At 72.9% G+C, this 19,676-nt stretch carries 20 protein-coding genes, 1 tRNA gene and 1 riboswitch; of the genes, 11 read left to right on the top strand and 10 right to left on the bottom strand.

Going from position 1 to position 19,676, the window contains the following annotated elements; genetic code table 11:
* Positions 1–42: 42 nt before the first annotated feature.
* A complete protein-coding gene (locus OO47_RS23205) occupies positions 43–1,458 on the top strand; it encodes a M1 family metallopeptidase (RefSeq protein ID WP_030221786.1) in 1,416 nt (471 codons plus the stop codon).
* 70 nt (positions 1,459–1,528) lie between these two features.
* Here the strand turns inward: OO47_RS23205 and OO47_RS37360 are convergent, their stop codons facing one another.
* Together OO47_RS37360 and OO47_RS23195 are read right to left on the bottom strand one after the other, a co-directional pair.
* Positions 1,529–2,005, bottom strand: coding sequence for a hypothetical protein (locus tag OO47_RS37360; RefSeq protein ID WP_033210040.1), 477 nt, complete (start codon positions 2,003–2,005; stop codon positions 1,529–1,531).
* A 329-nt stretch (positions 2,006–2,334) separates the two neighbouring features.
* Positions 2,335–2,910, bottom strand: a complete 576-nt coding sequence (locus tag OO47_RS23195; RefSeq protein WP_030221799.1) for a TerD family protein — start codon at positions 2,908–2,910, stop codon at positions 2,335–2,337.
* A 126-nt stretch (positions 2,911–3,036) separates the two neighbouring features.
* Here OO47_RS23195 and arfB point away from each other — a divergent pair, with 126 nt between their 5' ends.
* Complete coding sequence (gene arfB / locus OO47_RS23190) at positions 3,037–3,474, top strand: alternative ribosome rescue aminoacyl-tRNA hydrolase ArfB (protein ID WP_030221800.1); 438 nt, start codon at positions 3,037–3,039, stop codon at positions 3,472–3,474.
* 160 nt (positions 3,475–3,634) lie between these two features.
* Here the strand turns inward: arfB and OO47_RS23185 are convergent, their stop codons facing one another.
* A complete protein-coding gene (locus tag OO47_RS23185) occupies positions 3,635–4,204 on the bottom strand; it encodes a flavin reductase family protein (protein ID WP_030221802.1) in 570 nt (189 codons plus the stop codon).
* Between the two features lie 313 nt (positions 4,205–4,517).
* Between OO47_RS23185 and cdgB the strand changes: the two genes are divergently transcribed.
* Positions 4,518–6,185: a diguanylate cyclase CdgB gene (cdgB, locus tag OO47_RS23180; RefSeq protein ID WP_030221803.1), complete on the top strand. Its 1,668-nt coding sequence runs from the start codon at positions 4,518–4,520 to the stop codon at positions 6,183–6,185.
* Between the two features lie 108 nt (positions 6,186–6,293).
* Positions 6,294–7,280: a carbohydrate-binding protein gene (locus OO47_RS23175; RefSeq protein ID WP_030221806.1), complete on the top strand. Its 987-nt coding sequence runs from the start codon at positions 6,294–6,296 to the stop codon at positions 7,278–7,280.
* 42 nt (positions 7,281–7,322) lie between these two features.
* On the opposite strand, the gene OO47_RS23170 is transcribed toward OO47_RS23175, so the two are convergent.
* From OO47_RS23170 to OO47_RS23160, 3 genes are all read right to left on the bottom strand, one after another.
* The gene (locus OO47_RS23170; RefSeq protein ID WP_030221808.1) at positions 7,323–8,243 is read right to left on the bottom strand and encodes a 1-phosphofructokinase family hexose kinase; all 921 of its coding nucleotides are present in this window, start codon (positions 8,241–8,243) and stop codon (positions 7,323–7,325) included.
* A 123-nt stretch (positions 8,244–8,366) separates the two neighbouring features.
* Positions 8,367–9,521 carry an N-acetylglucosamine-6-phosphate deacetylase gene (nagA, locus tag OO47_RS23165; protein ID WP_030221810.1) on the bottom strand — a complete coding sequence of 385 codons (1,155 nt, stop codon included), beginning with the start codon at positions 9,519–9,521 and terminating at the stop codon, positions 8,367–8,369.
* Positions 9,521–10,471 carry an ROK family protein gene (locus tag OO47_RS23160; RefSeq protein WP_030221812.1) on the bottom strand — a complete coding sequence of 317 codons (951 nt, stop codon included), beginning with the start codon at positions 10,469–10,471 and terminating at the stop codon, positions 9,521–9,523. Before OO47_RS23160 ends, nagA begins: the two co-directional genes overlap by 1 nt.
* Positions 10,472–10,725: 254 nt before the next feature.
* Between OO47_RS23160 and OO47_RS23155 the strand changes: the two genes are divergently transcribed.
* The 5 genes from OO47_RS23155 to OO47_RS23135 all read left to right on the top strand — a co-directional run bounded on the left by OO47_RS23155 (position 10,726) and on the right by OO47_RS23135 (position 14,354).
* Positions 10,726–12,009 carry an extracellular solute-binding protein gene (locus tag OO47_RS23155; protein ID WP_030221814.1) on the top strand — a complete coding sequence of 428 codons (1,284 nt, stop codon included), beginning with the start codon at positions 10,726–10,728 and terminating at the stop codon, positions 12,007–12,009.
* Between the two features lie 12 nt (positions 12,010–12,021).
* Entirely contained in the window at positions 12,022–12,309 is a 288-nt protein-coding gene (locus OO47_RS23150) for a DUF3263 domain-containing protein (protein WP_030221816.1), read from the top strand.
* A gap of 113 nt (positions 12,310–12,422) precedes the next feature.
* The gene (gene otsB, locus OO47_RS23145; protein WP_030221818.1) at positions 12,423–13,265 is read left to right on the top strand and encodes a trehalose-phosphatase; all 843 of its coding nucleotides are present in this window, start codon (positions 12,423–12,425) and stop codon (positions 13,263–13,265) included.
* Between the two features lie 60 nt (positions 13,266–13,325).
* Positions 13,326–13,399: transfer RNA gene (locus tag OO47_RS23140), tRNA-Ala, on the top strand.
* 457 nt (positions 13,400–13,856) lie between these two features.
* Positions 13,857–14,354, top strand: a complete 498-nt coding sequence (locus OO47_RS23135; RefSeq protein WP_030221821.1) for a helix-turn-helix domain-containing protein — start codon at positions 13,857–13,859, stop codon at positions 14,352–14,354.
* Positions 14,355–14,366: 12 nt separating this feature from the next.
* Here the strand turns inward: OO47_RS23135 and OO47_RS23130 are convergent, their stop codons facing one another.
* The 4 genes from OO47_RS23130 to OO47_RS23115 form a co-directional block, all read right to left on the bottom strand.
* Positions 14,367–14,903: a hypothetical protein gene (locus tag OO47_RS23130; protein WP_051716355.1), complete on the bottom strand. Its 537-nt coding sequence runs from the start codon at positions 14,901–14,903 to the stop codon at positions 14,367–14,369.
* Between the two features lie 17 nt (positions 14,904–14,920).
* Entirely contained in the window at positions 14,921–16,282 is a 1,362-nt protein-coding gene (locus OO47_RS23125; RefSeq protein WP_030221827.1) for an alpha,alpha-trehalose-phosphate synthase (UDP-forming), read from the bottom strand.
* 98 nt (positions 16,283–16,380) lie between these two features.
* Positions 16,381–16,707 (bottom strand): hypothetical protein, encoded by a 327-nt coding sequence (locus tag OO47_RS23120; protein ID WP_158708690.1) that lies wholly within the window; start codon positions 16,705–16,707, stop codon positions 16,381–16,383.
* Positions 16,708–16,745: 38 nt separating this feature from the next.
* Positions 16,746–17,687, bottom strand: a complete 942-nt coding sequence (locus OO47_RS23115; protein ID WP_030221834.1) for a glucosyl-3-phosphoglycerate synthase — start codon at positions 17,685–17,687, stop codon at positions 16,746–16,748.
* 149 nt (positions 17,688–17,836) lie between these two features.
* Positions 17,837–17,984: riboswitch (SAM riboswitch) on the top strand.
* On the opposite strand from OO47_RS23115, the gene thrC reads away from it, so the two are divergent.
* Complete coding sequence (thrC, locus tag OO47_RS23110; RefSeq protein ID WP_078489837.1) at positions 17,978–19,288, top strand: threonine synthase; 1,311 nt, start codon at positions 17,978–17,980, stop codon at positions 19,286–19,288. Its footprint overlaps the riboswitch before it by 7 nt.
* Before the next feature lie 82 nt (positions 19,289–19,370).
* On the top strand, positions 19,371–19,649 hold the full coding sequence (locus OO47_RS23105) for a MoaD/ThiS family protein (RefSeq protein ID WP_030221840.1): 279 nt from the start codon (positions 19,371–19,373) through the stop codon (positions 19,647–19,649).
* The last annotated feature ends 27 nt before the right edge of the window (positions 19,650–19,676 follow it).

Below are 19,676 nucleotides of genomic sequence, written 5' to 3'. Positions count from 1 at the left end.
CTCCGTACGGCCGGTCCCACCTCCCCTGCATACGATCGGTCCGTGAAGCGCCGTCACCGAACCCGCCACCGGACCCGCACCGGAGCCGCCGCCCTCCTCACCGCCCTCGCGGTGCTCGCGGGCGGCTGCACCGGCGCCACCGGCGGGGTCCGGGGCACCCCCGGGGCCGCCGGGCTCCGCGACCCGTACTTCCCGAAGCTCGGGAACGGCGGCTACGACGTGCGGCACTACGCCCTCTCCCTCGCCTACGACCCGGGCACCGGGCGGCTCGACGGCACCGCCGAGATCACCGCCCGCGCCACCCAGGACCTCAGCGCCTTCAACCTCGACCTGTCGGGGCTCGCGGTCGGCGCCGCGCGCGTGGACGGCGCGCCCGCCGCGCACAACCGGGCCGGGAACGAGCTGACGATCCGCCCGCGCGAGGAGATCCCGAAGGGCGCCGAGTTCCGCGCCACCGTCACGTACGCGGGCGTGCCCGAACCGGTCACGGACGCGGACGGCTCCGAGGAGGGCTGGCTGCGCGACGCCGGCGGCGGGGTCGTCGCGGTCGGCGAGCCCGCCGGCTCCGCGACCTGGTTCCCCGGCAACCACCACCCCTCCGACAAGGCCGCGTACGACATCGCCCTCACCGTCCCCGCCGGGACCGACGCCTTCTCCAACGGCGTCAGGACCGAGCGGCGCACGGAGCCGGACGGGCGCGTCACCACCGTCTGGCACACGCCCGAGCCGATGGCGAGCTACCTCGCGACGGTCATGATCGGGCGGTACGAGACGGGGACGGCGACCGCCCTCGGGACCGTGCCCGTGCTGACCGCCGCCGAGCCGGGGGTCGCGGCGCGGACCGCCGCGCTGCGGGCCGAGGTCCCGGCGATCCTCGCCCGGCAGGAGCGGCGCTTCGGCCCGTACCCCTTCTCGGCCGCCGGGGCGGTCGTCACCGAGGACGGGAAGCTGGGCTACGCCCTGGAGACCCAGACCCGGCCCGTCTTCCCGGCCTCCTCCTTCGACCGGACGACCCTCGTCCACGAGCTGGCCCACCAGTGGTTCGGCAACTCGGTGTCGCCCGCGACCTGGCGGGACCTGTGGCTGAACGAGGGCTTCGCGACGTACGCGGAGTGGCTGTACGCGGAGGAGCACGGGGGCGTCCCGGCCCGCACCGCCTTCGAGCGGGCCTTCGCGCAGAAGGCCAACTGGGCCTTCCCGCCGGCCGTCCCGCCCACCGCCGCGAACCTCTTCGACCCGCCCGTCTACCAGCGCGGCGCGATGGTCCTGCACAAGCTGCGCGAGACGGTCGGGGACGCGTCCTTCGACGCGGTCCTGCGCGGCTGGCCGGAGAAGTACCGTCACGCCAACGCCTCCACGGCCGACTTCACCGCCTACGCGGAGGAGGTCGCGGGGAAGGACCTCGACGGGCTGTGGGACGTGTGGCTGTACGGGGACGGGCGGCCGGAGCGGCCCTGACGGGCCGTGCGCCCACGTGGTGAAGGGGCCCGCCGGAGACACCGGCGGGCCCCTTCGCCGCGTCAGCGGTTCAGTACTTCCAGCGGGCTCGGTCGCCGTCCATCACGCAGTGGATCATGCGTCGGTTGGCCGCGTGCGTGGACCTGCCCAGGTCGGCCTTCCGGCAGAACTGGCCCGCGTCGTAGCAGTTCCCGGCGTTGGAGACGATCTCGCAGGTGGCCTCGGCGGCCGCCGTCGTGCGCTTCGGCGCGGGCGCCTGGGTGGTGGGCTTCGGGGCCCGGGTCGCCTTCGGCGTCGCCGGGGGCCGGGTCGTGGGCTTCGCCTTCGGCGGCGCCGGCGGCTCGGTGGTGGGCGGGGGAGCCGTGGTCGTGGCGCTGGGCGTGGGCTCCGCGGTGGACGGGCTTGGCGTGGGAGTCGGGGTCGGCTCCGGGGTCGGCGTCGCCGAGGTGGGGACCGGGGCCGGGGTGGCGGGGGAGTCGTCGGCCGCCACGGGCCCGCAGGCGACGGTGACGCCGACGAGTGCCAGGCCCGCCAGCGTCTGCCGCACCAGTCGGGCCGCCCGGGCCCCCCGCCCGCGCCGCCGTCCGACTCCGCTCCGGACTCCGGATTCTCTGCCGTCTTCGTCGTTGTCGTACATCGATCCCCCCCACAGGGTCGTTCATCTGGTCGAAGAGGCGCACGCTATAGGGGGAAACGCCTTCCAGGGAGGGTTCGCGGGAACCTTGTTCAAAACGAAACGACGACGCCGGGCTCCGGAACCACACGTGTGGTTCCGGAGCCCGGCGTCGGGGTGCCGGCCCATGGGCCGGCCGGACGTCAGAGGTTCCGACCGGAGGTCAGAGGTTCCGGTCGGATGTCAGAGGTTCCGACCGGAGGTCAGAGGTTGACGCCGAAGTCGCGGGCGATGCCCTCCAGGCCCGAGGCGTAGCCCTGGCCGACCGCGCGGAACTTCCACTCCGCGCCGTTGCGGTACAGCTCGCCGAAGACCATGGCCGTCTCGGTCGCCGCGTCCTCGGAGAGGTCGTAGCGGGCGAGCTCGGCGCCGCCGGCCTGGTTCACGATGCGGATGTACGCGTTGCGGACCTGGCCGAAGTTCTGCGAGCGGGAGACCGCGTCGTAGATGGAGACCGGGAAGACGATCTTGTCGACGTTCGGCGGGAGGGCCGCGAGGTTGACGTTGATCTGCTCGTCGTCGCCGCCGCCCTCGCCGGTGCGGTTGTCACCGGTGTGGACGATGGTCTGGTCCGGCGTCGACTTGTTGTTGAAGAAGACGAAGTGGGCGTCGGAGGCGACCTTCCCGGCGGCGTCCACACCGATCGCGGAGGCGTCGAGGTCGAAGTCGGTGCCGGTGGTGGTGCGGACGTCCCAGCCGAGGCCCACGGTGACGGCGGCGAGGCCCGGGGCCTCCTTGGTCAGGGAGACGTTGCCGCCCTTGGACAGGCTCACAGCCATGGAAAGTCCCTTTCATCGTGGTGTCGTCGCCTGGAGAAACGCGTGTGGCCCCCCGACGGTTCCCGTTCCGTCCCGGACCGTCCCGGACGGAAATCAGGATGACTCCGACGGCCCAGTGCGGGGAACATGGGGGGCATGTCCGGTCCGTATCCCGTTCGCGGCTCCGTCTCGCTCCCCGAGGCCGAGCTCCAGTGGCGTTTCTCGCGTTCGTCGGGTCCGGGCGGACAGCACGTCAACACCAGCGACTCGCGGGTCGAGCTCCGCTTCGACCTCGCGGCCACCGACGCGCTCCCCGAGGTGTGGAAGGCCCGCGCCCTGGAGCGGCTCGCCTCCCGCCTGGTCGACGGGGTCGTGACCGTACGGGCCTCGGAGCACCGCTCGCAGTGGCGCAACCGCGAGACGGCGGCGGTCCGCCTGGCCGCCCTCCTCGCCGAGGCGACGGCCCCGCCGCCGAAGCCCCGCAGGCCGACGAAGATCCCGCGCGGCGTCAACGAGCGGCGGCTGCGGGAGAAGAAGCAGCGCTCGGAGACCAAGCGCACCCGGCGGTCCCGCGACTGGGGCTGAGGCGCGACCGGAGCCGAGCCGCGACCGGGCCGCGACCGGAGCCGGGCACAACCGGGCCTAGGCACAACCGGGCCGAGCCGCGATCGGAGCCGAGCCGCGATCGGAGCCGAGGCACAACCGGGCCGAGCCGCGACCGGAGCCGCCCCCGAAAGACGACGGGCTATCGCCCCAGCTGTCGGTACTTCCCCTGGAAGTACGTCAGGGGCCCGCTGCCGTCCGCCGGCGACACGCCCGCCGTCAGGACCCGGCCCACCACCAGCGTGTGGTCGCCGGCCACGACCCGGTTCTCGGTGCGGCACTCCAGGACCGAGAGCGCGCCGCCCATGAGCGGGGCGCCGCTCGCCTCGCCCCGGACGTACGGCACGTCGGCGAAGAGGAGCCGGTCGCTGACGCGGTTCTTCATCGAGAAGCGCCCGGCGATGTGCCGCTGGTTCTCGGAGAGCACCGAGACCGCCCAGACGGGGACCTCGGAAAGCAGGTCGTCCATGCGGGAGCCGTTGCGGAGGCTGATCAGGACCAGGGGCGGGTCGAGCGAGACCGACGTGAAGGCGGTGGCCGTCATGCCGACGTCCTCGCCGCGCGGACCGTCGTCGGGGTCGTGCGCGGTCACCAGGACCACGCCCGACGCGAGGCGGGACATCGCCGCCCGGAACTCTTCGTTGCTCACCCCCTCAGCATGGGGGATCGCCAGGTCGGTCGCGGGGGGCGGGGAGGCGGTCTTCTGCAGCACCCTCCCGACGCTAGGACGGCCGCCCGCCGGCCGCATCGGGCGGGGGGACCAGGCCCGTGCCCCCCGCCGGTCCTAGGACCCCCGGAGGAGGCCCGGCGGAAGTTCCCGCCGACGGCTCCGCCGAGCCCCGGCCGACCCGCCGTGACCTGCTGTGACTTGAGTCACAGCGGCCAGTATTTGCTGACCCTGTGTACCGGCTGCGCAGCTCACTGTGATTCAGTGGCAAACACAGTCCTCATGGAAACGCGAACGTGCGACAGGAAGCCGATCAGACACCCTGGAGTTGCTGTCGAGGTCTCGGGGAGAGCGAGCGATGGAGACCGAGTCGGAGCCGTACGTCCGTCTCTCGACCCTGCGGCAGCTGCATCAGGTCGTGACGGACCTCAACACCGCCCGCAGTCTGGCGGACACCCTGCAGACCGTCGCGGACGGCGTGGTCGCCGGTCTCAACTACGAGCTGGCCTGCGTCAACCTCGTGCGCCCCGACGGTGACCTCGTCGTCGCCGCCTTCGCCGGAAGCTCCGCCGCCGAGGCCCTGATCACCGGCCGGGTCGGCTCCCGCGCGGCCTGGGAGCGCCGCCTCTCCATGGGGATCGCCTGGGGCGACCTGCGGTTCATACCGCACACCGAGGGCTGGGTCCTGCTGGACGACGACGTCCCCCAGTGGCACACCGACGGCCCCGCCCCCCGCTTCGAGGACGAGTGGCACCCCCACGACCGGCTCTACGCCCCGATGTACGCCTCGGGATCGGGCCGCGAGCTCCTCGGGGTCATATCCGTCGACCGCCCGCGCAACGGCCGGCACCCCGGCCCCTGGGGCCAGGAAGCGCTCCAGATGTACGCCTCGCAGTCGGCCATCGCCATCAGCAACGCCCGCCTCCGCTCCAACATGCAGCGGGCCCTGGTCCGGCTCGAACGGGAGCAGCAGGCCCTCCGCGCCAGTGAGGAATCCTTCCGCCAGGCCTTCGAGTACGCCCCCTCCGGCATGGCCATCGCCGAGATGGGCGGCGACCAGCACGGCCGGCTCCTGCGCACCAACGACGCCCTGTGCCGGCTCCTCGGCCGGCCCGCCTCCGTGATGCGCCGCTACTCCTTCGCCGACCTCGTCCACCCCGAGGACATCGGCACCCTGCTGCGGACCTCCGCCGAGGGCGGCCGGGCCGAGCTGCGGCTCGCCCGCCGCGACGGCACCTACGTCTGGGTCTCCCTGCGGAACTCGGTCGTCGCCGACACCGCCGACGGCCCCCGCTTCCTCCTCACCCACGTCGAGGACATCGAGGAGCGCAAGCGCCACGAGCTCCAGCTCGCCCACCGCGCCTCGCACGACGCCCTCACCGGCCTCCCCAACAGCGCCGAGCTGCGCTCCCGGCTCTCCGCCCGGCTCTGCGAGCGCCCGGCGGACGCCCCCGGCGCGTACGGCGACGGCTACGGGTACGGGCCCGTCCCCGGCTCCGGACCGGGCTCCGGCTACGAGCCGTACGAGCACGAGCACGGCTTCGGCTTCGAGCCGGCGGGCGGCGCGGGCCCGTACGACCACCACGTGCACATGGTGGCTCCCTCCGGCGGCGAGGCCGACGACGGCACCAAGGGGCTCGCGGTCCTCTTCTGCGACCTCGACGGCTTCAAGTCGATCAACGACCGCTTCGGGCACCACACCGGCGACGCCGTCCTCATCGAGGTGGCCCGGCGGCTCACCACCGGCGTCCGGGACGGGGACACCGTCGCCCGGCTCGGCGGCGACGAGTTCGTCGTCCTCGCCGACGGCCTCGGCGCGGCCGACGCCGCCGACCTGGCCGTACGCCTCCGGAACGCGATCATCCCGCCCATCCGGGTGGACGGGCGCGCGGTGCGCGTCGGGGCCAGTTTCGGCATCGGCTGGGCCGAGTGCGGCATGTCCGTGGAGGAGGTCCTGAACTCCGCCGACCAGCGCATGTACGTGGAGAAACGCTCCCGCGCCAAGGTCCAGCGCCGAGCCGGCTGACGTGCACGCCACCCCCCACCAGGTCAAGGGTCCGAGTCGGGGAATGGCCCGTTCGGGGTAGGCTCGCCCGGTCGGCGACGGCTGGCGAGCATGGAGAGGATGACCCGGATGGCTGCCGGTAACGACGGCTCGAACAAGCCCGAGGACGACGATCCGTTCGGCTACCTGTACGAGGACGGACGGGCGGCGGGCGCGCAGCCCCCGCAGGGCGGCGGCTACGGCTACCCCGGTCCCGGCCCCGCTCAGCCGGGCGTGCCCCGGACCTCGTACAACCAGGTCAGAACGGTCGGCGACCGCCGCCAGTACGGCGGCGGCCAGCAGCACGCGCAGCCGTACGTGCCGCCGCAGCAGCAGGCGCCGTACGGGCAGCCGCACGCGCAGTACGCCGCGCCCGAGACCTACGGCGGCCACCAGCCGCCCCGCCGGACCCCGCCGCCCCCGCAGCGCGGCGGCTCGGGCCGGGGCCCCAACACGCGGGGCCTGCTGATCGGCGCGGTCGCGGTCGTCGCGGTCGTGGTGCTCGGCATCGCGGCGGCGGTGATCACCAACATGAACAAGGACACCCCGGACGACAAGGCGGGCGGCACCACGCCCACGCCGACGGCGTCCTCCCAGCCGTCGGAGACCCCGAGCAGCGAGCCGAGCTCGGCGAAGCCGACTCCGACCGACCTGCCGAGGCAGGACGCGGCCACCCTCCAGCTCGGCGGCCCGGCCAAGCTCGACACGGCCGTGAAGGGCGCGAAGGGCCCGGGCGGCGCCTACGTGGTCTTCAACGGCCAGGGCGGCTCCGCGAGCTGGACCGTGGACGTGCCGAGCACCGGGGACTACACCCTCCGGATCGTGTACAGCGTGCCCGGCAAGGACGCCAAGACCTCGCTGACGGTCAACGGCGAGAAGCCCCGCGAGATCAACATGGCCAACTGGGCGAAGGCTCCCGAGGGCGAGTGGGAGAAGGGGTGGACCTACACCTACTCCTACGTGAAGCTCAAGCAGGGCACGAGCAACTCGCTCAAGATCTCCTGCGAGCCGGGCGACTCCTGCGACGCGATCCTGGACCAGGTCTACCTGGAGGCCGGACAGACCGGAAAGCGCTGACGCGCGAGGTCACGAGTTCCTGAGTTCTTCCGGGAGGAGGCCCTACGGGGTCTCCTCCGTCGTTTTCACCCGCCCCAGCAGCTCCTCGTACGCCCCCGCGTCGAACTCCCCCGCCACCGGGGAGAGGACCGTCGCCGCCGAGAGGGCGACCGCGCGGACCAGGCGGTCCGGCCAGGGGACGCCGTCGACCAGGCCCGAGAGCAGGCCGGCGACGGCCGAGTCGCCCGCGCCCGTCGGGTTGCCCTTGACGGGGGCCGGCGGGGTCGCGCGCCACAGGCCCTCGGGGGTGGCGGCGAGCAGGCCCTCGGGACCGAGCGAGGAGACCACCGCGTGGGCCCCCCGGCGGCGCGCGTCCAGGGTGGCCCGGCGGGGCTCGCGGGCGCCGGTGAGCTGGGCCAGCTCGTCCGCGTTCGGCTTGACCAGGTCGGGGCGGGCCGCGATGCCCCGCCGCAGCGGCTCGCCGCTGGTGTCGAGGAGGACGGGCACGGCGGCGGCGCGCGCGAGCCGGACGAGCTCCGCGTACGCGCCGACGTGGATGCCCGGCGGGAGGCTGCCGCACAGGGCGACGGCGGCGGCGCCGTCGAGGAGCGAGGCGAACCGGGCCCGGAAGGCGTCCCACTCGGCGGCGGTGACGGTCGGCCCCGGCTCGTTGAGCTGGGTGGTGTCCCCGTCGGCGGCGTCGACGACCGCGACCGTGCGGCGGGTGGACCCGGCCGTCTCGACCAGCTCGTCCCGGACCGGGGTCGCCGCGAGCCCGTCCCGCAGGACGGCCCCGGTGGCGCCGCCCGCGAAGCCGGTGGCGACGGTCTCGTACCCGAGGGCGGCGAGGACCCGGGCGACGTTGAGCCCCTTGCCGCCGGGGCGCTCGATCACCTGGGTGACCCGGTGGGAGGCGCGCGGGGTGAGGGCGGGGACCCGGTAGGTCAGGTCCAGCGCCGTGTTGAGGGTGACCGTCACGATCACCTGTCCACCCCCCGTACTCCCTGTGAAGACCCGTGGAACGTACGTTCCGACGGCCCCTGATCATGCCAAAGGAAAGGCGGCAGGCCCAGACCCCGGCCCGCCGCCCTTCCGCATGACTCCTGATCAGACGGCCGCCGCGAGCGCCGGTTCGACGACCCAGGCGCCCTTGCGCATGACGCCCTTGAGGGTGAAGTCCGCGTCGAGGACGACGATGTCGGCGTCCTTGCCGGGCTCCAGGGAGCCGACCCGGTCGTACAGGCCGAGGAGGCGGGCCGGGTTGGCGGAGATGGCCTGGACGACCGACTCGACGGGCAGGCCGTCGACGGTGACGGAACGCTTGAAGGCGCGGTCCAGGGTGAGGGTGGAGCCGGCGATGGAGCCGCCCTCCACGAGCCGGGCGACGCTGTCCTTCACCTCGACCTCCAGGGGGCCGAGCATGTAGCGGCCGTCGCCGAAGCCGGCGGCGTCCATGGCGTCGGTGATGAGGGCGACGCGCCCGGGGCCCGCGTGGTGGAAGGCCAGCTCCAGGGCGGCGGGGTGCAGGTGGGTGCCGTCGTTGATGAGCTCGACGGTGATCCGCTCGTCCTCCAGGAGGGCGGCGATCGGGCCGGGGGCGCGGTGGCCGAGGGCGGGCATCGCGTTGTAGAGGTGGGTGGCGACGGTGGCGCCCGCGTCGATGGCGGCGACGGTCTGCTCGTACGTGGCGTCGGTGTGGCCGATGGCGGCGATCACGCCGTGTTCGGCGAGGAGGCGCACGGAGTCCAGGCCGCCGGGCAGCTCGGTGGCGAGGGTGACCATCTTGGCGTGCCCGTGCGCGGCGTCGACCAGCTTGCGGACCTCGGCCGGGTCCGGGTAGCGCAGCAGCGTCTCGTCGTGGGCGCCCTTGCGGCAGGGGGAGATGAACGGGCCCTCGAAGTGGATGCCGGCGATCTCGCCCTGCTCGGCCAGCTCGGAGAGGAGCCCGGCCCGTTCGGTGAGGAAGTCCATCTCGCCGGTGACGAGGGAGGCCACGGTGGTGGTGGTGCCGTGCAGGCGGTGGGTCCGGACGCCCTGGAGGACCTCCTCGGCGGTGCCGGAGGTGAAGGACGCGCCGCCGCCGCCGTGGTTGTGCGTGTCCACGAAGCCGGGGACGAGCCAGTGGCCGGTCAGGTCGATGCGCTCGGCGTCCTCCGGCGCGCTGCCGGCGATGAGGCCGCCGTCGACGATCACGCGTCCGTTCTCGACGATCCCGGTCGGCAGCACGACGTGTGCGCCGGTGAGAACCTTGTGATCTGCCATCAGGCGGAAACCTCCGAGTCGGTGGGGCGCTGGGCGGCGAGCAGGTCCCAGGCGAGGAGGCCCGCGCCCAGGCAACCGGCGGTGTCCCCGAGGGCCGCCGGGACGATGGCGGGCAGCTTCTGGAACGTGACTCGCTCTTCCACCGCGGCCCGAAGTGGTGTGAACAAGGTTTCCCCGGCTTCGGCGAGACCGCCACCGATGATGAGCGTGCGGGGGTCCAGCAGGGTGAGCGCGGTGACCAGGCCGTCCGCGAGGGCGTCGACGGCGTCCTGCCAGACCCGTACGGCGATGGGGTCGCCGGAGTCGACGGCCTTGGCGCAGTCGGCGGCGTCGGCCTCCGGGTCGCCGCCGGCCTCGGCCCAGGCGAAGGAGACGGCGGAGGCGGAGGCGTACCGCTCCAGGCAGCCGCGCTGGCCGCAGCCACAGGCGGTGCCGCCGGGGCGCACGACGATGTGGCCGATCTCGCCGGCGTAGCCGTGGGCGCCGGCCTCGATGCGGTCGCCGATGCCGATGGCGCCGGCGATGCCGGTGCCGAGGGGCACGAAGAGGAAGCGGTCGGCGCCGTTGCCCGCGCCGATGCGGCCCTCGGCGAGGCCGCCGGTGCGCACGTCGTGGCCGAGGGCGACGGGGATGCCGTCGAGGCGGCGGCTGAGGAGTTCGCGCATGGGAACGTCGCGCCAGCCGAGGTTGGCGGCGTAGACGGCGATGCCGTTGTCGGCGTCGACGATTCCGGGGACGGCGACTCCGGCGGCCGCGGCGGGCTCTCCGTACCGCTCCTGGCCGAGGAGGCGGAGGTCCTCCGCGAAGCCGAGGATCGTCTCGACCACGGCCTCGGGGCCCCGGTCGCGCCCGGTGGCGCGGCGGGCCTCGTGGAGCAGGGTGCCGTCCGCCCCGACGAGGGCGGCCTTCATGCCGGTGCCGCCCACATCCAGGGCGATGACGTGTTTCACGTGGAACAGTCTGGCGCGCGGAGGGGCAAAAGGTCTAGTCCACTGCCGAGGATTGTTGCGTGCGGATACAAATTCGATTCCCGGAGCGCGGGCCCGTCCCCCGCCTCCCCGGGGCGTCCGATCCGCGGCATTTCGGAAAGGGTGTTGCGGAAGTGATATCCGAGTGGTGTAGACCTTATGGCGGGTGCGGGGCAGACTTGCGGCCCTGACGAGAGCAAACGTGCAGCTCAGTGCAGCTCAACGACGAGCAAAAGGTGGATGAAGCCGTGGAGCGGCGACGATTTCTTGGACTGACCGCGGCCGCCGCGGCCCTCGGCCTGACCATGACGGTCTCCGGCTGCGGTTCCCTGGGCGGCGACTCCGGCGACGTGACCCTGAAGCTGGTCGCCGCCGAGTACGACCTGACCGGCGGCGACTCCACCAAGAAGTACTGGACCGACCTCGCCGCCGCCTTCGAGGCGAAGCACCCCGGGATCAAGATCCAGGTCCAGGTCGAGTCCTGGGACGACGTCGACCGCAAGGTCGCCGAGATGGTCGAGGCCGGCCAGGCCCCCGACATCGCGCAGATCGGCGCCTACGCCGACTACGCGGCCGCCGGCCAGCTCTACTCCGCCGACGAACTCCTCTCCATACCCGTCCAGGCCAACTTCCTCCCCCGGCTCGCCGCCGCGGGCGAGCACAAGCAGACCCAGTACGGCCTGCCCTTCGTCGCCTCCACGCGCCCCCTCTTCTACAACAAGGCCCTCTTCGAGAAGGCCGGCGTCACGCCGCCCACCACCTGGAACGAGCTGGCCGCGGCCGCCGCGAAGCTCAAGAAGGAGGGCGTCCGGACCCCCTTCGCGCTGCCGCTCGGCCCCGAGGAGGCCCAGGCCGAGGCCATGATGTGGCTGCTCGCGGGCGAGGGCGGCTGGACCGACGCCAGCGACCACTACGCGGTCGACTCCGAGACCAACGTGCGCACCTTCGAGTGGCTGCGGACCAACCTCGTCGGCAAGGACCTCACCGGACCCGTCGCCCCCGGCAAGCTCAACCGCAAGGCCGCCTTCACCGCCTTCGCGAACGGCGAGGTCGGCATGCTCAACGGCCACCCCTCGCTCCTCAAGGAGGCCGCGAAGAAGGGCGTCGAGGTCGGGCAGGTCCCGCTCCCCGGCGCCGACGGCCCCTCCAAGACCTCCATGGGCGTCGCCGACTGGATCATGGGCTTCAAGCAGAACGGCCACCGCAAGGAGATCGGCGACTTCCTGAACTTCGCCTTCAACGACGAGAACGTCCTGAAGTTCGCCGGGGACAACGACCTGCTGCCGGTCACCGTCAGCGCCTCCACCCGCATGGAGACCGACCCCGAGCACGCCAACCTGCGCGTCTTCCTCAAGGTCCTCCCCGACGCGCAGCTCCCGCCGGTCGGCAAGACCTCGTGGGCCAAGGTCAGCGAGAACGTCAAGCAGAACATCGGCAAGGCCGTCACCCCGACCGGCCGCCCGGCCGAGGTCCTGGGCTCGATCGGACGCGTGGCGACGGCGGCGGAGGCTGCCGAGTAATAAGTTGGTCGTATGAGCGAGGACCGGGAAGCGACGCGTGGTGAGGACGGCGAGTCCGGGACCGCCCGGGGCCCAGCCCCCCTCACCGAGCAGGAGCGGGCCCTCCTCGCCGTCGAGCGCCGCTCCTGGCCGGGGCCCGGCGCCAAGGAGCGGGCCGTCCGCGAGGGCCTGGGCCTATCCCCGACCCGCTACTACCAGCTCCTCAACGCCCTCCTCGACGACCCGCGCGCCCTGGCCCACGACCCGGTGACGGTCAACCGCCTGCGCCGGGTCCGCGAGGAGCGGCAGCGCAGGAGGTAGGCGGGCGCGGGAGGCGGGCGGACGGCGGCGGAAAGGCCGGAAGAAGGCGGGCGGGCGCGGGCGCCGGGAGATCCGGAAGGTAGGGGACGCCCCGCGTGGGTAGGGTCGGAAGCATGGTCACCAGCCTTCCGCATCCGACCACGTCCGCCGGCCGCGACGGCCTGGCCGCGCTCCTCGCGCGGCCGCAGGAGGCCGTCGTCGCCCTCGACTTCGACGGCACGCTCGCCGACATCGTGCCCGACCCCGAATCGGCCCGCGCCCACCCCGGCGCCGTGGCCGCCCTCGCGGCCCTCGCTCCCCGGGTCGCCTCCGTCGCCGTCGTGACCGGCCGGCCCGCCGGGGTCGCCGTCCGCCACGGCGGCTTCGCCGGCGTCCCCGGTCTGGAGCGCCTGGTCGTCCTCGGCCACTACGGCGCCGAACGCTGGGACGCCACCACCGGCACGGTGCAGGCCGCCCCCGTCCCCCCGGGCGTGGCCGCCGTCCGTGCCGAGCTGCCCGGCTTCCTCGACCGGGCCGGGGCGTGGCGGGGCGTCTGGATCGAGGAGAAGGGCCGCGCGGTCGCGGTCCACACCCGCAGGGCCGCCGACCCGGAAGGCGCCTTCGAAGCGCTGAAGGGCCCCCTCACCGACCTGGCCACCGGCCACGGCCTCGTCCTGGAGCCCGGCCGGATGGTCCTGGAGCTGCGGCCCCCGGGCGTGGACAAGGGCGTGGCGCTCGCCTCGTACGCACGGGAGGCGGGTGCCGGGTCCGTGCTGTACGCGGGCGACGACCTGGGCGACCTGCCCGCCTTCGCCGCCGTGGAGAAGCTCCGTGCCGACGGCACCCCCGGCCTCCTGGTCTGCAGCGACTCCGGCGAGGTCCCGGAACTCTCCGACCGCGCCGACCTCTCGGTCCCGGGCCCGGCGGGCGTGGTGGACTTCCTGACGACGCTGGCGGAGGCGGTACGGGGGGACTGACCGGGCCCGCATATCCGGAGGCGACGGGGCGCGGGCGTCTCGTAGGATCACGGGCGGGACGGGGCTCGTAGCGCAGCGGTCGTCGCGCCTTCACCGCATGTAGGAGGACGCCGGTTCGAATCCGGCCGGCCCCGTCCCGTGAGACCCCGTCGTGACCTCGGCCGACGAAAGTCAGCCCAGGTGGCGGGAGAGCCGAAAGAGCACCCGCCACGTGTGCACGGCAACCACCCACCGACCCCGGCCACGCTTCTCCTGATGCCACGACCTCGGCCCACGGCGGCCTGCACGAGCCCGTGGCGAGGGTGGGGCACCCCCGAGGAACGGAGCGGAGCGAGTACCGCAGGGGCTCCCCGTACGGCGGGCGCGCTTGCCTACTTAAGACGGAGCGGCCGGGGTGAGCCGCTGACCTGCGCAAACAGCTGGGCCGTGTTGCGGCCCTGTAGATTGACTATGCGAAAATGAATAGAAGCCCGACTTCGTGGAGGATTAGAATGCGAAAATGAATAAGATGCCGAAGGGTTCGGCAGAAGCTATCCAGCCCTGGATGATTTCACCCAGCCACGGAGGTACCCTTTGCGCGCGGCCCGACGAGTGACCAGGATCGAGACGGTCAACCGGACCACGGGCGAGGTGCAGGACCTCACCGTGCACTCGTCGGTCAGTGCCGCGCACGGGCTCTGGTTCCGGGGAGGTGGGTACACCACGATGGGGTACGAGGCCCACAACGCCCTGGCCGAAGCGGATCTCAGCGGGGCGTGCTACAAGCTGTTCCACAAGATGTGCGCTCTCCAAAACCGCAAGGACCACGGTCTTGTCCGGGTGGAGACCCAGGCCAAGTTCGCCGAGCAGGTGGGCATGTCGCAGCCGACCGTGTCGAGGTCCCTCAAGCAGCTTGCGGAGGCGGGCTTCATCTATCCCGACGGTCGTGATTGGCGCATCCGCCCCGACTTCGTCTTCAACGGCAACGGGGCCGCTCAGGGCCGGGCCGTCCAGAGCATTCCGGCCGACGCCCCCGACCCGTACACGCGGAAGGGCGCCGGGCTGACCGTCATCGACGGTGGCGACAGCGGGGACGACGGGGACGCGTGAGCCCGGCCCCCGTCAGGCCGCGGTCCTGACCGGTCGGATCATCGCGGTGAGTACGGGCGACTCCGGGGACGGGCGGCTCGTGCCGATCGCCTCGTACCCCCAGGCCTCGTAGACCCGCCGGACCTTCCCGTCACCGGCCGACGCGTTGACCATCAGCGACACGTACGCCTCGCTGCGGCCGGCGAGGAGTGCGTCGTGGATGCGCCGTGCCAGCCCGGTTCCCCGGTGGGGGACCGTCACGCCGATCTCCTTCAGGGCCAAGGCCGGTGCACGGGTGAAGGCGGGGTCCACCTCGCCCATCCTCTTCCACCAGCGGTCCCCGCTCTCCACCGTGTTGCCGTACGCGTAACCCACCGGCCGCCCCTCGGCGTCGAACGCGAGCACCGCTTCGAATCCCGGCTCTCCGCCGTGACGCTCCAGGCGTTCGGCGAAGGTCGGCACGGCGTAGTTCGGCAGGTGCAGCAGGGGCTCGCGCACCTTCGCGTACGCCGCGATCAGGGGAGCGGTGACCTCGTGGGCGTTCGTGTAGTGGCGCAGTCCCGTGGGCACGTGGGCTCCTCCGGGTCCTACGCGGGTCCCCTCAGCGCCTCCAGCTGGTTCAGGAACCAGCGCTGCGGCGGCAGGGCCGTGGATGCCGTGGCCAGGCGTTTCGTGCGGTCGGCGCGTTCGGGGTGGGGCATCGTGAGGGCCGTGTGGAGGGCCTCGGCGGTCTCCGAGACGTCGAAGGGGTTCACCGTGAGCGCGTCCTCGCGCAGCTCCTCGTACGCGCCCGCCTCCCGGGACAGGACGAGCGCGCAGCCCTGTTCCGAGACCACCGGTATCTCCTTGGCCACCAGGTTCATGCCGTCGCGGACCGGGTTCACCAGGGCCACGTCCGCCAGGCGGTAGGCCGCCAGGGAGCGGGTGAAGTCGTCCTTCACCGAGACCAGCACCGGCGTCCAGTCCTCCGTGCCGAACTCCGCGTTGATCTCCTCCGCCAGGGCCGCCACCGAGGTCGTGTACGAGCGGTAGACCTCCAGGTCCTGGCGCGAGGGGTACGCCGACGCCAGGTGCACCACCCGGCCGCGCCACTCCGGGCGGGCGGTCAGGAGCTCCCGGTACGCCAGCAGGCCGCGCAGGATGTTCTTCGACAGCTCGGTGCGGTCCACGCGGACGATCGTCTTCCGGTCGCCGACCTCGGCCCGCAGCTCCGCCAGCCGCTCGTCCACCGCCGGCCGGTACGCGAGCGCCCGCAGCTCCTCCGCGTCGACGCCGAGCGGGTGCACCGCCACGCGCGTCCCGGTGCCCGCCACGTCCGCGCCGGCCGCGAAGGACTCGGCCCAGGCCGAGGTGTGGAAGCCCAGCTCGTCCGCGCCGAGCATCCCCCACAGCAGCTCCTCGCGGACGTCGTCCGGCAGCATCCGCAGGTACGCGGGGGACGCCCACGGCGTGTGGGTGAAGTGCGCGATCCGCAGGTCCGGGCGGAGCTCCCTGAGCTGCCCGGGGACCAGGGCCAGGTGGTAGTCCTGCACCAGGACCGCCGCCCCCTCGTCCGCCGCCCCGGCCAGCGCCTCCGCGAAGGCGCGGTTGTACGCGCGGTACGACTCCCAGCGGCGCCGGAACTCCGCGTCGTACACGGGCTCGCGCGGGATGTCGTACAGGTGGTGGTGGAGGAACCACAGCACCGAGTTCGCGATGCCGTTGTACGCGTCCGCGTACACGTCCGGGTCGATGTCCAGCATCCGGACGCCGGGCTCCCCGACCCCGCGCCGGACCGCCTCCCGGTCGCCCTCGCCGAGGGCCGCGCACACCCACACGCTGTCCTGCGAGGAGACGGCGCTCAGGCCGGAGACCAGGCCGCCGCCGCCCCTGCGGGTGTCGAGCGAGCCGTCCTCGCCGAGCACGTACGAGACGGGACCGCGGTTGGATGCCACGAGCACAGAAGCCATGTGGCGAACCTAGCCCGTCCCGTAAACGCTCAAACGTACGTATACAAGACGAGGGGGATCCGGCCACCCAGGGTCACGGGGGCCGGGCCCGGGAGGGGTCAGGGGGCGGAGTGGGCCCGCAGGGCCGCCCTCGCCACCAGGCCCGTCGCCGCAAGGGCCGCCACCAGGCCGCCGAGCAGCCAGAGGCGTTCCTCATTGCCCCGGGGGTGGGGCGGAGTGGTCGCCTTTCCCGGTGCGCCCGGTGCGCCCGGTGCGCCCGGTGCGCCCGGTGCGCCCGGCGCCGGGGACGCGTGCGCGTGGAGGGGGACGGAGGGCGGCGGCACCGGCGCCGCGCCCGCCGCCGTGGGCGCCCACGCGACCGCCGTCAGGCCCGCCGCCGCCAGCACCCTGCCCGTACGCCGTCGTCCGAAGTCCATGGAACCCATGGACAGTGAATGTATGTAAAACGGGTCATAAGCGTGCGTTACGCCACGCGGCGGCGCGCGTACTCCGCGACCTCCGCCATCGGCGGCCGCTCCTCCGTGTCCACCGCGTACGTCCGCGGCTCGAAGCCCTCCTCGCCCCGCTCGAACTGGGTCAGCCACGGCCGCACCAGATGCCCCCGCGACAGCCTCAGCTGCGCCGTCCGGTAGATCGTCGCCGCCATCCGGCCGAGCGCGTGCCCGTCCTGGTGCCGGTGCTTGCGCACCCCCACGTCCACCTGCGCGAGCCCGTCCAGGCCCACCGTGTGCAGCGCGTCCACGAGCAGCCCCAGCTCCACTCCGTAACCGACCGGGAAGGGCAGCCGCTCCAGGAGCGAGCGACGGGCCGCGTACTCGCCGCCGAGCGGCTGCACGAAGCCGGCCAGCTGCGGCCAGTGCAGGTTCAGGACCGGGCGGGCCATCAGCTCCGTCACCCGGCCCCCCTGGCCTGGGGAGTCGCCCAGCGGGCGGTCGTACATCGCCTTCACGAGGTGCACGTCGGGGTCGGTCAGGAGCGGGCCCACGATCCCCGTCACGAAGTCCGCCGAGAAGTCCCGCAGATCCGCGTCCACGAAGCACACCACGTCCCCGCTCGTCACCATCAGTGACCGCCACAGGACCTCGCCCTTGCCGGGCACGGCCGGTATCCGGGGAAGTACGTCGTCGCGCGCGACCACCCGCGCCCCGGCCGCCGCGGCGACCTCCGCCGTGCGGTCCGTGGAGCCCGAGTCGAGCACCACCAGCTCGTCCACGAGCGGCACCGCCTCCGACATCAGCTCGCGGCGGATCACGCCCACGATGTCCCCGACGGTCGCCTCCTCGTTCAGCGCCGGCAGCACCACGCTGACCGTCGTCGCACGTTTGGCGGCGAGGATCCGCTCCAGCGGCCGGTCCGCCACGGACCAGGACCGCCGGGACAGCCAGCGCTCCACCTCTTCCAGCACGTGATCTCCATCTCGCGGTTCGGACGGGCCGTCCAAGCGCCCGGGCCTTCGGTTACAGTCTTGAACAACGCGGCGACCCCCCGCACGTCGGGGTGGCAACCGCGTCGGAGCACGGGAACGAAAGTCCCGACGCCCCCACAATCGAATACCGCTCATCCAGAGGGGCAGAGGGAAACGGCCCGTTGAAGCCCCGGCAACCCTCCAGTCGGTTCGTCTCGTGATCCAGCGAGGCCCCCGGCTAGGGAAGGTGCCAAATCCGTCTCAAGGCGAAAAATTCGCCATTGAGAAAGATGAGGAGAAAGGGCCTCGCCTCCATGGCTGTACAGACCGTCGCACCCGCCACCACCGTCGACCTCGGTCCCGCGTCCGGGCTCTCCTGTCGCGAATGCGGTGAAGTCTTCGCCCTCGGCCCGATCTTCGCCTGCGAGCTGTGTTTCGGACCGCTCGAAGTCGCGTACGACCTGCCCGCCGGCGACCCCGAGGAGCTGCGCAGGCGCATCGAGGCCGGCCCCGCCAGCATCTGGCGCTACGCCCCCCTCCTGCCCGTCCCGGCCGACGTCGCCGACAAGCCGAACCTGAACCCCGGCTGGACCCCGCTCGTCAAGGCCGACAACCTCGCCCGCGAGATCGGCGTCGCCCCCGGCAGGCTCTTCGTCAAGGACGACTCCGGGAACCCGACCCACTCCTTCAAGGACCGCGTCGTCGCCCAGGCCATCGAGGCCGCCCGCGCCTTCGGCTTCACCACCCTCTCCTGCTCCTCCACCGGCAACCTGGCCGGCGCCGTCGGCGCCGCCGCCGCCCGCGCCGGCTTCCGCTCCTGCGTGTTCATCCCGCACGACCTGGAGCAGGGCAAGGTCGTCATGGCCGGCGTCTACGGCGGCGACCTCGTCGCCATCGAGGGCAACTACGACGACGTCAACCGCTTCTGCTCGGAGCTCATCGGCGACCCGCTCGGCGAGGGCTGGGGCTTCGTGAACGTCAACCTGCGCCCGTACTACGGCGAGGGCTCCAAGACGCTCGCGTACGAGATCTGCGAGCAGCTCGGCTGGGTCATCCCCGACCAGCTCGTCATCCCGATCGCCTCCGGCTCCCAGCTCACCAAGATCGACAAGGGTCTGCAGGAGCTCGTCAAGCTGGGCCTGGTCGAGGACAAGCCGTACAAGATCTTCGGCGCCCAGGCCGAGGGCTGCTCCCCGGTGTCGGCCGCCTTCAAGGCCGGCCACGACGTCGTACGGCCCCAGAAGCCGAACACGATCGCCAAGTCGCTCGCCATCGGCAACCCGGCCGACGGCCCGTACGTCCTCGACATCGCCCGCCGCACCGGCGGCGCCGTGGAGGACGTGGACGACACGCAGGTCGTGGACGCGATCAAGCTGCTCGCACGGACCGAGGGCATCTTCGCCGAGACCGCGGGCGGCGTGACCGTCGGCGTCACGCGCAAGCTGGTGGAGAACGGTCTCATCGACCCGGAACTCACCACCGTCGTCCTCAACACCGGCGACGGGCTCAAGACCCTGGACGCGGTGGCCGACACCTCTCAGGCGACCGCCACCATCCGCCCGAGCCTGGACGCGTTCCGCGACGCCGGTCTGGCCCGCTGACGCCCTCCGGCACCCGGCTCCCCAGTCTTTCCGGTTCTCCGGTCCTCCCGGCTCTCCGGCACCCCGAAAGGTTACGCACGCCATGGCCGTCAACGTCCGCATCCCCACCATCCTCCGCACCTACACCGGCGGGCAGTCCGAGGTCCAGGCCGAGGGCGCGACCCTCGCCGAGGTCATCGCGGACCTGGAGAAGAACCACGCGGGCATCGCCGCCCGCGTCCTGGACGACCAGGGCAAGCTGCGCCGCTTCGTCAACGTGTACGTGAACGACGACGACGTGCGCTTCGAGCAGGGCCTGGAGACGGCCACCCCGGCCGGCTCGGGCGTCTCGATCATCCCGGCGGTCGCCGGCGGCTGCTGAGCCGGGTTTCCCGAGCGGTACCCGTTG

The sequence above is a fragment of the Streptomyces bikiniensis genome (assembly GCF_000716625.1).
GTDB classification, from domain to species: domain Bacteria; phylum Actinomycetota; class Actinomycetes; order Streptomycetales; family Streptomycetaceae; genus Streptomyces; species Streptomyces bikiniensis.
This window is presented reverse-complemented; position numbering and strand designations above follow the sequence as displayed.

What these genes read in the sequence shown, in the direction of transcription:
- OO47_RS23125 (WP_030221827.1), bottom strand. Translation starts at nt 16,282, where the DNA reads ATGGCTTCTGTGCTCGTGGCATCCAACCGCGGTCCCGTCTCGTACGTG.
- otsB (WP_030221818.1), top strand. Translation starts at nt 12,423, where the DNA reads ATGGTCACCAGCCTTCCGCATCCGACCACGTCCGCCGGCCGCGACGGC.
- OO47_RS23150 (WP_030221816.1), top strand. Translation starts at nt 12,022, where the DNA reads ATGAGCGAGGACCGGGAAGCGACGCGTGGTGAGGACGGCGAGTCCGGG.
- arfB (WP_030221800.1), top strand. Translation starts at nt 3,037, where the DNA reads ATGGGGGGCATGTCCGGTCCGTATCCCGTTCGCGGCTCCGTCTCGCTC.
- OO47_RS23120 (WP_158708690.1), bottom strand. Translation starts at nt 16,707, where the DNA reads ATGGGTTCCATGGACTTCGGACGACGGCGTACGGGCAGGGTGCTGGCG.
- cdgB (WP_030221803.1), top strand. Translation starts at nt 4,518, where the DNA reads ATGGAGACCGAGTCGGAGCCGTACGTCCGTCTCTCGACCCTGCGGCAG.
- OO47_RS23195 (WP_030221799.1), bottom strand. Translation starts at nt 2,910, where the DNA reads ATGGCTGTGAGCCTGTCCAAGGGCGGCAACGTCTCCCTGACCAAGGAG.
- OO47_RS23105 (WP_030221840.1), top strand. Translation starts at nt 19,371, where the DNA reads ATGGCCGTCAACGTCCGCATCCCCACCATCCTCCGCACCTACACCGGC.
- nagA (WP_030221810.1), bottom strand. Translation starts at nt 9,521, where the DNA reads ATGGCAGATCACAAGGTTCTCACCGGCGCACACGTCGTGCTGCCGACC.
- OO47_RS23175 (WP_030221806.1), top strand. Translation starts at nt 6,294, where the DNA reads ATGGCTGCCGGTAACGACGGCTCGAACAAGCCCGAGGACGACGATCCG.
- thrC (WP_078489837.1), top strand. Translation starts at nt 17,978, where the DNA reads ATGAGGAGAAAGGGCCTCGCCTCCATGGCTGTACAGACCGTCGCACCC.